Below are 12,342 nucleotides of genomic sequence, written 5' to 3' on the forward strand. Positions count from 1 at the left end.
CAGGCGGGGCTTTCCGGACATGCCCTAGGCGCCGGCGGGTGGCCGGGGAACGGTGGACTCGCGGACCACCAGGCGGTATCCGGGGCGGGGCCGCCGTGGTTCGGGCACGGGCTCGCCGGAGAGGCGTTCGACGAGGCTGTCGACGGCGAGCCGGGCGATGGCCTCCTTGTCGGGGGCGACCGTGGTGAGAGTGGTGACGCCGTAGAGGCTCTCCTCGATGTCGTCGAACCCGACGACGGCCACGTCATCGGGGACGCGCAGCCCTCGTTCGGACAGGGTCCGCATGGCGCCGATGGCGATGAGGTCGTTGTACGCGAACACGGCGTCGGGCCGCTCGCCTCGGTCCAGGAGCGCGGCCATGGCCACGGCACCGTCCTCGCGGCCGTAGCCGTCGGTGACGACGACGAGCGACTCGTCGGCCCCGATGCCCGAGGCGGCGAGCTCCTCGCGCCAGCCGCGCAGCCGCAGATGGGCCGGCTGGCGTTCGCGGCCGGTGCGGGAGCCGAGGAAGGCGATCCTGCGGTGGCCGAGGCCGATGAGGTGGGCGACGGCGTCGCGGGCGGCGGCCACGTTGTCGATGGCGATGTGGTCGTACGGGGCCTCGTACTCGCGCTCGCCGAGCAGGACCAGGGGCGCGGTCTCGGTGCGCGCCATCAGGTCCTCGGTCTCCAGGTGGATCGGGCTCATGATGAGCCCGTCGATGACGTGGGACCGGAACCCCTGGCTGACGAGGAGTTCCTTCTCGCGCAGTCCGCCGGTGTGGTCGACCAGCACGGTGTAGTCGTGGCGGGCGGCGGCGTCGACGACGGCGCCGGCCAGTTCGGCGAAGTAGGGGTTGCCGAACTCGGGGACGGCCAGGGCGATGATGCCCGTGCGGCCCTTGCGCAGATGGCGTGCGGTGAGGTTCGGCCGGTAGCCCAGCTCGTCGATGGCCTGCTGGACCCTCGCCCGCATCTTCGGTGTGACGTGCTGGTAGTTGTTCACCACGTTCGACACGGTCTTGATGGACACGCCCGCCCGTTGCGCAACGTCCTTGAGGCTGACGCCCACGGCACTCCCTGGATCGATTCGTCGCGCGGTGAGGCGCGGGGGGACCGGCTCCGCCGGTTCTGCTCCGGAGGTGCCGGGGCGCGTGGGCCCCGGCACCGGGTTCAGGTGGTTCTGCGGCTGCGCGACAGATAGCGCTGGGCCACGACGACAACGATAAGGAACCCGCCGCTGACGACCGACTGGTACGAGGAGTTCAGCGAGCCGATCTGGTTGATCAGGTTCTGGATGACCTGGAGGAGCAGGACGCCCCAGAGTGTGCCGCTGATGGAGCCGGCACCGCCGATGAGGAGGGTGCCGCCGATGACGACGGCGGAGATCGCGTCGAGTTCCATGCCCACGCCGACGATGGTGACGCCGGAGGAGAGCCGGGCCGCGTTGAGGGCGCCGGCGAGTCCGGCCAGCAGTCCGCTGAACGTGTAGACGAGCATCTTCGTACGGGCGACGGGCAGGCCCATCAGGGTCGCGGCGTCACTGCTGCCGCCGACGGCGAAGATCGACTGCCCGAACGAGGTGCGCTGGAGGAGGAGTCCGCCGAGGCCGAACAGCGCGAGGGCGATGAAGATCGGGTAGCCGAAGCCCCGGATGGCGCCCTGGCCGAGTTCCGCGAAGGCCGAGTCCTTGGGCACCAGGTAGGTGGTGGCGCCCTCGTCCGTGATCGCGAGGAGCAGCCCGCGCGCCCCGAGGAGGGTGGCGAGCGTGACGATGAACGGGGCCATTCCGGCGCGGGCCACGAGGAAGCCGTTGAGCAGGCCGATCGCGCCGCACACCACGAGTGGGACCAACAGGGCGGGCAGGATGCCCCATTGGGAGGCCCAGGCGGCGAGCACCCCGCCCAGGGCGAAGACGGACCCCACGGACAGGTCGATGCCGCCGGTGATGATGACCATGGTCATCCCGAGTGCGACAACGGCCAGGAACGATGCCTGGACGGTCACCCCGCGGGCGTTGTCCAGGGTGGAGAACGTCGTCGGGTAGATGCAGGACGCGACGATCACGACGGTCAGGAGGACGACCAGGACGCCCTGCCGTTGCAGGAGTTCGGCGATCAGCCGGCCGGTCGTGCGCGACGGTCCTGCACCGGGCACCGGTGCGGAGGCGGCGGGCGTCTTGCGCGGGGCCGGGGCGGGGGCCACCGGGGCGGGTGAGGTTTCGTTCATCGGGACCGACGCTCCCGGGCGACGTAGACGGCGGCGATGATGATGGCCGCCTGGGCGATCTGTGCGGTGGAGTCGGGCAGGTCGTGCTTGATGAGGGTGGCCCGCAGCAGCTGCATCAGCAGGGCGCCGGCGACGGTGCCGAGGACCCGGATGGAGCCGCCGTTGAGCGGAGTGCCGCCCACCACGACCGCCGTGATGGCGGAGAGTTCCATGAGGGTGCCGAGCGAGGACGGGTCGCTGGCGGTGAGCCGGGCCGTGGCCAGGACTCCGGCGAGGGCGGCGAGCACCCCGCAGAGCACGTACACCCCGATGAGCACCCGCCGCACGGGCAGTCCGGCCAGGGCGGCCGCGGGGCGGTTGCCGCCGATGGCGACGACCTGGCGGCCGAAGGTGGTCCGGGTGACGAGGAAGGCGACGGCGACGGCGAGGATTCCGGCGATCAGGACGACCAGCGGGATGCCGAGGAAGGAGCCGGTGCCCAGGGACAGCAGGTCCGGGTTGACGATCTGCTTGAGCTGGCTGTCCGCCATGACCAGGGCGAGGCCCCGGCCGCCGACGAACAGGGCGAGTGTGGCGACGATCGGCTGGAGCCCGACGAGGGAGACCAGGGTGCCGTTGACCGCTCCGACGAGGGCGCCGGCGAGCAGCGCCATGACGAGTGCGGGGACCAGCCCGTAGCCGAGGTAGAGCGGCAGCAGCGCGGCGGCCACGGCCATGGTCGAGCCCACGGAGAGGTCGACGCCCTCGGTGCCGATGACGAGCGCCATGCCGAGGGCGACGATGACGATCGGGGCGACCTGGACGAGCTGGGTGCGCATGTTGTCCACCGTCATGAAGTGCTCGGTGAACAGGGCGTTGAAGACGAGGACGACCGCGACGGCGAGGTAGACGCCGTACTCCTGGTACCAGGCGGGGTCGCGCAGCCGGGCGAACGGCCGGGCTGCCGGGGTGGTGACTGCGGCCTGGGTCATCGGGGGTCCTCCTTGGCGGCCGGCGCCTTGTCCGCGGCAGCCGGTGAGTGGTCGGCGAGCACTTCGAGCAGATGGCTCTCCGCCACCTCGTCGCCCGCCAGTTCGCCCGCGACCGCTCCGCCGCGCAGGACGACGATCCGGTCGGCGCCCTCGATCAGTTCCTCGATGTCGGAGGAGATGAGCAGGACGGCCAGGCCCTCGCGGGCGAGGTCGTCGATGAGGCTCTGGACCTCGGCCTTGGCTCCGACGTCGATGCCCCGGGTGGGTTCGTCCAGGAGCAGGACCTTCGGTTCCAGGCAGAGCCAGCGCGCCAGCAGCACCTTCTGCTGGTTGCCGCCGGAGAGCTCGCCGACCTTCTGCTCGGGGCTCGCCGCCTTGATCCGCAGTCGCTTCATGAAGATGTCGACGACGCGGTCCTGTTTGGCCCGGGAGACGATGCCGGCGCGGGAGAGCCGTGGCATCGCGGCCAGCACGATGTTCTCGCGGACCGAGAGGCCGGGCACGATGCCCTCGGCCTTGCGGTCCTCGGGCAGCAGGCTGATGCCGGCCCGGATGGCACCGGCCGAGGTGAGGCGGCGCAGGGTGCGGCCGGCGATGCTCACCTCGCCGGAGTCCAGGGAGAGTGCTCCGGCGATGGCCTTCGCGGTCTCGCTGCGCCCGGAGCCGAGGAGTCCGCCGAGGCCCATGACCTCGCCCGCGTACAGGTCGAGGGAGATGTCGTGCAACTGGTGGTCGCGGGAGAGGCCGGTGGCGGTGAGGACGGGGGTGCGCGCGGCCTCGTGGCCCTCGGAGCCGAAGCTGGTGAGTCCTTCGCGGCGCACCTCGGCCATGTCGCGGCCGAGCATCATCGAGACCAGCTGCATCCGGTCGAGGTCGGCGAGGTCGCCGGTGTGGATGTGCTTGCCGTCGCGCAGGACGGTGACCCGGTCGCAGATCCGGTAGAGCTCGTCCATGCGGTGGCTGACGTAGAGGACGGCGATGCCGCGTCCGCGCAGGTCCTCGATGACCCGGAAGAGGGTCTCGACCTCGCGCGGTTCCAGCGAGGACGTGGGCTCGTCCATGATGACGACCTGGGCGTTCACGGAGACCGCGCGGGCCATGGCGACCATCTGCTGGGTGCCGATGCCCAGGGTGTGCAGCGGGCGCTTCGGGTCGACGCGGACGCCGAAGCCGTCGAGCAGTTCGCCCGCCTCGCGGTACATCCGCGGGAAGTCGATCAGGCCGAAGCGGTTCTTGGGTTCACGGCCGAGGAAGATGTTGCGCGCCACGCTCATCAGCGGGACGAGGTTCACCTCCTGGTAGATCGTGGAGATCCCGGCCTCCTGCGCCTCGAACGGCCGGGCGAAGACGACCTGTCGGCCGGCCAGCCGCAGCTCGCCCTCGTCGGGGCGGTAGACGCCGGTCAGCACCTTGATGAGGGTGGACTTCCCGGCTCCGTTCTCGCCCACCAGGGCGTGGGTCTCGCCGGCGCGCAGGGAGAAGGAGACTCCGTCGAGGGCGACGACGCCCGGGAACCGCTTGCTGACCGAGCGGGCCTCCAGGACGGCGGGTGCCGCGCCGGGCCCGTCCGCGAGGGCCGTTCCGGTGGCGCTGCTCTCCTTCACGTCGGCGGCCGGCTCCGGCGGCTGCGGTACTGCTTCGGGTGGTGCCATGGCTGGTCTTGGCCTTCCGCTCTTCCAAGGATGGGGGCCCGGTGGCCGCCGTGACGGGGAGCGCCACGGCGGCGGTGAACCGACGGAGCCGGTACGGGCAGATGGGGCCGGCCGGGATCAGAAAGCGTTGCCGACCGTGGACTTGGCGTTGGACTCGTCGTACGAGCGGTCGCTGATGATGACGTTCTCGGGGATCTCGTCGCCGCCGTAGAACTTCTGGGCGGTCGCGAAGGCCAGCGGGCCGAAGCGCGGGTTGGACTCGATGACGGCGTTGTACTCGCCGTTGACGATGGCCTGGACGGCGTTGCGGGTGCCGTCGACGGAGACGATCTTGATGTCCTTGCCGGGCTTCTTGCCGGCGGCCTTCACCGCGGTGACGGCGCCGAGGCCCATCTCGTCGTTCTCCGCGTAGATGGCGGTGATGCCGGGCTTGGACTGGATCAGCTGCTCGGTGACCTGCTGGCCCTTGTCGCGGGCGAACTCACCGGTCTGCTGGGCGACGATCTCCATGTCTGGGGCCTTGGCCTTGAGCTGGTCCACGAAGCCCTTGGTGCGGTCGGTGGTGACGTTGTTGCCCGACGAACCGAGCAGGATGGCGACCTTGCCCTTGCCGCCGGTCGCCTTGATCATCGCGTCGGCGGCGCGCTTGCCCTGCTCCACGAAGTCGGAGCCCAGGAAGGCCACGTAGTCCTTGCAGGCGGTGGCGTTGAGCTTGCGGTCGACGGTGAGGACCGGGACCTTCTTGGCGGCGGCGGCCTTGAGGGCCGGCTCCAGGCCGTCCGAGTTCAGCGGGGCGACGATGAGGAACTGGGCGCCCTGGGCGAGCATGTCCTGGATGTCGCTGATCTGCTTGGACAGCTGCGACTGGGCGTTGGTGGTGAGCAGCTTCTTGACGCCGATCTTCTTCGCCTCGTCCTTGATGGACTGGGTCTCGGCGATACGGAAGGGGTTGGCCTCCTTCTCCGACTGGGAGAAGCCGACCACCGCGTTCTTCAGGTCGAGCTTCGGCGCGCCGTAGCTCTGCAGCGAGCAGCCCGAACCGGACGAGGACTCGGGGGTCTCGGCCGCCTGTGCTGCCTGGCTGCTGTCACTGCTCGCGTTGTTGTCCGAGCCCTCCGACTTGGAGCAGCCGGAGGCGGCCAGCGTGGCGGTGGCGGCGAGGAGGCAGGCCACGGCGAGGGTACGGGTTCGGCGCTGGATCATCATGCGCGGGAGCTCCTTGGCGGGATGACGGCACGCCGATGTGCGTGCGGTCGGGCATGGCTGGACGGTGCGTCGACTGCCGCGGGGGTGCGGAGTCGAGCGACGGCATTCCTCACGGCCCCTGTACGACCACAGAGCCCCCACCTGGGAGAACTGTGGCCCTGAGAGCCTTCGCGGCCTCTCGGCGGCTCGGTTTACAACGTTATATATGCGCCGCGGCGCGGGCGGCAAGACTGGCGTCGCCCCGTTTCCAAAATGAGTCGGAGTCCTCCGGGGCGACCTCCGGACAACTGCCGCCGCACCCCTGGACAGCCGCCCGGAGCCGTGCTGTCATACCGCAGGCACCCATCTTTCCAACGTTGAAAGACAACGCTGTCACGCGCCGCCCCTTAGGCGACGGCGCGCCTCACCGTGCGCGCGTCCGGACCTCACCGGATGGACACCGCGTCGGCCGCACTCCGCCCGTGCCGCACCCCGTACCGGCCGGCCCCGCACCTCCGGCCGAGAGCAGGAGCCCCTCCATGCCCCTGAACCGCAGACAGCTCATGGCCGGCGCGATGGCCACGGCCGCCGCCACGGCCGTGTCCTCCGGCCGCTGGGCCGCCACCGCGACCGCGGCCGAGCACCGGGCGCGCCCCGCGCACGGCGGCCACTACTCCCCCAACGCCGCGCCCCTGCATCCCACCGCCTTCCTGAAGCTGCCGCCCGGCCGGGTCACCGCGCGCGGCTGGCTCGCCGGACAGCTGAAGCTCCAGCTCGACGGCTTGTGCGGCCGGTACGAGGAGTTCTCGCACTTCCTGGACTTCTCGGCCACCGGCTGGGTCCGCCCCGATCTCGGCGGCTGGGAGGAGGTCCCGTACTGGCTGCGCGGCTACACCGATCTGGCGATCGTCACGGGCGACGCGAAGGCGCTGGCGTCGGTGCGCCGGTGGTTCGACGCGATCCTGGCCACCCAGCAGTCCGACGGCTTCTTCGGCCCGAAGGCGCTGCGCACCTCGCTGAACGGCGGCCCCGACTTCTGGCCCTTCCTGCCCCTGGTGCAGGCCCTGCGCTCCTGGCAGGAGTACTCCGGCGACACCCGGATCATCCCCTTCCTGAGCAGGTTCTTCCGCTACATGAACGCCCAGGGCCCCGGGGCCTTCAACACCAGCTGGATCGCCCTGCGCTGGGGCGACGGCCTGGACAGCGTCTTCTGGCTGTACAACCGCACCGGGGACGCCTTCCTCCTCGACCTCGCCGACACGATCCACACGTACGGGGCCGACTGGGGCGACAACCTGGTCAACCCGCACAACGTGAACATCGCCCAGGGCTTCCGCGAGCCCGCCCAGTACGCGCTGCGCAGCGGCTCGGCCCAGGACACCCGGAACACGTACGGAACGTACGGGAGGGCCATGGACCAGTACGGCCAGTTCCCCGGCGGCGGCTTCGCCGGCGACGAGAACGCCCGCCCGGGGCACGGCGATCCCCGACAGGGCTTCGAGACCTGCGGGATCGTCGAGTTCATGGCCAGCCACCAGCTGCTGACCCGGATCACGGGAGACCCGCTGTGGGCCGACCGCTGCGAGGAGCTGGCGTTCAACTCGCTGCCCGCCTCCCTCGACCCCTCGGGGAAGGCGGTCCACTACATCACCAGCGCCAACAGCGTCGATCTGGACAACGTGCCCAAGCGGGACCGGCAGTTCCAGAACGGCTTCGCCATGCAGGCGTTCCTGCCGGGTGTCGACCAGTACCGCTGCTGCCCGCACAACTACGGCATGGGCTGGCCCTACTTCACCGAGGAGCTGTGGCTCGCCACCCCGGACGGGGGTCTGGCCGCCGCGATGTACGCCGCCTGCGAGGTGACCGCGAAGGTCGCGGACGGCACCGAGGTCACCTTCACGGAGCAGACGGACTACCCGTTCACGGACACGGTCACGCTGACCCTGAGGACCCCGAAGCGGCTGGCCTTCCCGCTGGTGCTGCGCGTTCCGGCCTGGTGCGAGGCCCCGGAGATCACAGTGAACGGGCGGCGTGTGGACGCCCCGGCCGGACCCGCCTTCACCCGGATCGACCGCACGTGGGCGGACGGGGACCGGGTCGTCCTGCGCTTCCCGCAGCGCACCACCGTCCGCACCTGGGACCGCAACCGCGGCTCCGTCAGCGTGGACCGCGGCCCGCTCACGTACGCGCTGCGCATCGGCGAGTCGTACGAGCGCATCGGCGGCACCGAGCAGTTCCCCGAGTACGCGGTCCACGCGACCGGGCCGTGGAACTACGGGCTCGTGCTGGACGCGGACAAGCCCGCCGCATCCCTGCGCCACCACAGGAGCCGGCCGGTGCGGGACGCCAACCCGTTCACGCTCGACGGCACCCCGCTGACCCTCACCGTCAAGGCCCGCCGCATCCCGGAGTGGACGGCCGACGACGAGCACGTCGTCGCCCCGCTCCAGGACTCCCCGGCCCGCAGCACCGAGCCGGTGGAGGAGGTGACGCTCGTCCCGATGGGGGCGGCCCGGCTGCGCATCACCTCGTTCCCGACCACGGACCCGGACGCGGAGCCGTGGCTCGCGGACCGCTGGTACCGCATCCGAAACCGCCACTCCGGCAAGGTCCTGGGCGTCGACGTCATGTCCACCGCCAACAGCGCGCACGTGGTGCAGTTCGGGGACACGGGCACCGACGACCACGACTGGAGGTTCGTGGCGGAGGGCGACGGCTGGTACCGCATCCGCAACCATCACTCCGGCAAGGTGCTCGGCGTTGACAACATGTCCCTGGACAACAGCGCGCACGTCGTCCAGTTCGACGACAACGGCACCGACGACCACCTCTGGCAACTCGTCCCGGACGGCGGCGGCTGGTACCGCATCCGGAACCGGCACTCCGGCAAGGTCCTCGGCGTCGACTCCATGTCCACGGCGGACAGCGCCCATGTCGTCCAGTTCGACGACAACGGCACCGGCGACCACCTCTGGCAGCTCGTCTGATTCCCGGCGCTTCGCGCCCACCCCCCAGGCCGCCCCCGCTCCCGGGGGCCGAATCGAATCAAGGAGACGAACCCGTGAGCCGCTTACGTATGCCCGGCCGCAGGCCGTGGTGGAGACGGACGATCGCGACGGCCGGCCTGCTGGCGCTGGTGTCCTCGGCGCTGGTGGGCGTGGGCACGACGCCCGCCACCGCCGCGTCCTGGTCGCCGAAGGCCCCGCCGATGACGACACCCTGGACCGGTCAGGTCCCGGTCGATCAGCCGCTGCCCGAGTACCCGCGCCCGCAGCTGACCCGGCCCGACTGGGCCAACCTCAACGGCATCTGGGACTTCGCGGTGACCGGCCGGGACGCCGGGCAGCCGTCGTCGTGGCCGGAGCAGATCCGGGTGCCGTTCGTCGCCGAGTCCGCGCTCTCGGGCATCCAGCGCAGGATCACCGAGAACGACAAGCTCTGGTACAAGCGCACGTTCACCGTGCCGTCGAACTGGAACGGCCGCCGGACCGTGCTCCACTTCGGCGCGTCCGACTGGCAGACCACGGTCTGGGTGAACGGCACCCAGGTGGGCGCGCACAAGGGCGGCTACGACGCGTTCTCGTACGACATCACGCCGCAGCTCAACGGCGGTACGAACACGATCATGGTGTCCGTCTACGACCCGACGCAGACCGGTGGCCAGGCCGTCGGCAAGCAGCGGATCAACGACGTGCAGCCGCACAGCGGGGGCGGGATCTTCTACACCGCCGCCTCCGGCATCTGGCAGACGGTCTGGCTGGAACCGGTCGCCGCCGCGCACATCACCCGGCTGGACATGACGCCGAACCTGGGCGACAGCACCCTGCGGGTGAAGGTGCAGGCCGACTCGGCGTCCGGGCGTACGGCCCGGGTCACCGTGTCCAGCGGCGGCACCGTGGTCGGCTCGGCCACCGGTACGGTCGGCTCCACGGTCTCCGTACCGGTGCCGAACACACATCTGTGGACTCCGGACGACCCGTTCCTCTACGACGTCAGGGCGGAACTCCTCGACGGTTCGGCGGTGACGGACTCGGTCGGCAGCTACACCGGGATGCGCTCGATCGCGATCGCGAAGGTCGACAACGTCCTGCGGCCGGTCCTGAACGGCAAGTTCGTCTTCCAGACAGGCACCCTGGACCAGGGCTACTGGCCGGACGGCATCTACACCGCGCCGACCGACGCCGCGCTGAAGTCGGACCTCCAGGCCCACAAGGACCTCGGGTTCAACATGGTCCGCAAGCACATCAAGGTGGAGCCGCAGCGCTGGTTCTACTGGGCGGACAAGCTGGGTCTCCTGGTCTGGCAGGACATGCCGGCCATGGACACCGGAAAGTCCCCGGACTCGGCGGCCCGCACCCAGTGGGAGGCCGAGTTCCACGCGATCATCGACCAACACCGCAGCTCGCCGTCGCTGGTGATGTGGGTCGACCAGAACGAGGGCTGGGGGCAGTACGACCAGGCCAGGATCGCCAACGAGGTCAAGGCGTACGACCCGACCCGGCTGGTCGACAACATGAGCGGGGTCAACTGCTGCGGCTCGGTGGACGGCGGCAACGGAGACGTGGTCGACAACCACATCTACGTCGGCCCCGGCAACACCGCCCCCACCGCGACCCGGGCGGCCGTCCTCGGCGAGTTCGGCGGCCTCGGCTACAAGGTCCCGGGGCACGAGTGGTTCCCCGGTGGCGGCTTCAGTTACGAGGACCAGCCGAGCACGTCCGCGCTGAACGACCGGTTCACCGGGCTGATCGACGGCATCCGGGTCGGCGGGCTTCCTGCGGGCCTGTCCGCCTCGGTCTACACCGAGATCACCGATGTGGAGAACGAGGCGAACGGGCTGCTCACCTACGACCGCCAGGTCGTCAAGGTGGACACGGCGCGGGTACGGGCGGCGAACCAGGCCCTGATCAACGCCTCCAAGAACCCGGCCCCGCCGGTGACCCTGCCCACCGGGGGCTACAAGTCCCTGCGGGTCACCACGCCCGGCTACACCAACAAGTATCTGCGTCACCAGGACTCGCTGGCCTTCACGGAGGTGGTCGACGGCACCAGCAGCGCGCTGCTGAAGAACGACGCCACCTGGAAGATCGTGCCGGGCCTGGCGAACGGCACCTGCTACTCGTTCGAGTCGCGCAACTACCCGGGCGAGTATCTGCGCCACCGGGACTTCCGGGTCCGCCGCGACGCGAACGACGGCTCCGCGCTCTACAAGGCCGACGCCACCTGGTGCGCGGTCGCCGGCTCCGGCGGTGTGCGGCTGACGAGCGCGAACCTGCCGGGCAGCTATCTGCGGCACATCAGGTCGGAGGTGTGGCTGGCCACCCCGGGCGGCGGACACGACTGGGACAACCCGGCCACGTTCACCGAGGACACCACCTGGGCGGTGGAGGCGCCCTGGGCGCCCTGAGGTGAGACGAGTACCGGGGCCGGCGGCCCGGCCGCCGGCCCCGGTTCCGTCATGCGTCGCCCATGACCAGGCCCTCGATGGTGTGCTTCTGCACGATCGGCGCGAGACGGTCGACCACCGGGCAGCTCAGGTGCGCCCGGACCCGCTCGGGCAGCGACTCCCAGAAGCCACGGGTGACCGCCATGTCGTGGTGGCCGTCGTTCCCCGCGCCCGGGGCGTCCACCCCGAGCACCAGGACCGGGCGCGGGTCCTGCGACCGGTTGGCCGTACCCCGGTGGATGGTCAGGGCCGAGCGGGCCGAGATGTCGCCCCGCTGCGGGTACTTGCGCTCGGCCAGGGCCTCGTAGCGCGGGTAGTCCTCGCGGCGCGGGAACATCGCGTGCCCGAAGCGGGCGTCGTCGTCCCACTGGGTGCCGGGCGCGATCTCGAAGGGCCCCATGTCCTCGCGCGTGTCGACGGCGGTGAGGTTGAAGGCGAGCGAGGTGAGCCGGCGGTCGAGGCGGGTCTCCTCCGGCATCGGGAAGTCCCGGTGCCAGGGCTGGTTCACCGCACCGGCCAACGGCACGTCGAAGCCCAGCTCCACGATCCGGTAACCGGGGCCGAGGACCGCCTCGCTCACCGCGCGCACCCAGGGGTGGTCGACCAGGTCCACGAAGCCCCGCAGCTGCTCGGGGTGGATCTCCACGTAGTACCGGTGCGGACCGCGGCCGACCGCGCCGCCCTCCCGGCCGCGCGCCTCGGCGAAGGCGGCGTCGATGTCCTCGCGCATCCGGTCCGCCCACTCCGGGGCGAAGGCCCCGCGGCACGCGGTGATCCCCGGGCCGTACAGATCGCGCACCGCCTCGTCGGCGGACGGGAACGGGGCGGTGGTGGTGACGGCCTCATGCATGGTGGGGGTCCTCTCTCCGATCGGTGCCCCC

General features: G+C 70.9%; 8 protein-coding genes. 2 read left to right on the plus strand and 6 right to left on the minus strand.

Going from position 1 to position 12,342, the window contains the following annotated elements; genetic code table 11:
- Positions 1–24 precede the first annotated feature (24 nt).
- The 5 genes from ACFVDM_RS12280 to ACFVDM_RS12300 all read right to left on the minus strand — a co-directional run bounded on the left by ACFVDM_RS12280 (position 25) and on the right by ACFVDM_RS12300 (position 6,036).
- Complete coding sequence (locus ACFVDM_RS12280) at positions 25–1,050, minus strand: LacI family DNA-binding transcriptional regulator (RefSeq protein WP_383636912.1); 1,026 nt, start codon at positions 1,048–1,050, stop codon at positions 25–27.
- A gap of 101 nt (positions 1,051–1,151) precedes the next feature.
- Positions 1,152–2,207 (minus strand): ABC transporter permease, encoded by a 1,056-nt coding sequence (locus tag ACFVDM_RS12285; protein ID WP_383636915.1) that lies wholly within the window; start codon positions 2,205–2,207, stop codon positions 1,152–1,154.
- A complete protein-coding gene (locus ACFVDM_RS12290) occupies positions 2,204–3,178 on the minus strand; it encodes an ABC transporter permease (RefSeq protein ID WP_383636917.1) in 975 nt (324 codons plus the stop codon). Before ACFVDM_RS12290 ends, ACFVDM_RS12285 begins: the two co-directional genes overlap by 4 nt.
- The gene (locus ACFVDM_RS12295; protein WP_383636920.1) at positions 3,175–4,830 is read right to left on the minus strand and encodes a sugar ABC transporter ATP-binding protein; all 1,656 of its coding nucleotides are present in this window, start codon (positions 4,828–4,830) and stop codon (positions 3,175–3,177) included. The genes ACFVDM_RS12290 and ACFVDM_RS12295 overlap by 4 nt, the downstream gene beginning before the upstream one ends.
- Positions 4,831–4,947: 117 nt before the next feature.
- Complete coding sequence (locus ACFVDM_RS12300; RefSeq protein ID WP_383636923.1) at positions 4,948–6,036, minus strand: ABC transporter substrate-binding protein; 1,089 nt, start codon at positions 6,034–6,036, stop codon at positions 4,948–4,950.
- A 518-nt stretch (positions 6,037–6,554) separates the two neighbouring features.
- Here ACFVDM_RS12300 and ACFVDM_RS12305 point away from each other — a divergent pair.
- Both ACFVDM_RS12305 and ACFVDM_RS12310 read left to right on the plus strand, forming a co-directional pair.
- On the plus strand, positions 6,555–9,002 hold the full coding sequence (locus ACFVDM_RS12305) for an RICIN domain-containing protein (RefSeq protein WP_383636925.1): 2,448 nt from the start codon (positions 6,555–6,557) through the stop codon (positions 9,000–9,002).
- Between the two features lie 89 nt (positions 9,003–9,091).
- The gene (locus ACFVDM_RS12310) at positions 9,092–11,422 is read left to right on the plus strand and encodes an AbfB domain-containing protein (RefSeq protein ID WP_383637994.1); all 2,331 of its coding nucleotides are present in this window, start codon (positions 9,092–9,094) and stop codon (positions 11,420–11,422) included.
- Positions 11,423–11,471: 49 nt separating this feature from the next.
- Here ACFVDM_RS12310 and ACFVDM_RS12315 read toward each other — a convergent pair whose 3' ends face one another.
- Positions 11,472–12,311 (minus strand): phytanoyl-CoA dioxygenase family protein, encoded by an 840-nt coding sequence (locus ACFVDM_RS12315; protein WP_383636928.1) that lies wholly within the window; start codon positions 12,309–12,311, stop codon positions 11,472–11,474.
- Between the last annotated feature and the right edge of the window lie 31 nt (positions 12,312–12,342).

The sequence above is a fragment of the Streptomyces sp. NPDC057682 genome (assembly GCF_042799575.1).
Lineage (GTDB): Bacteria > Actinomycetota > Actinomycetes > Streptomycetales > Streptomycetaceae > Streptomyces.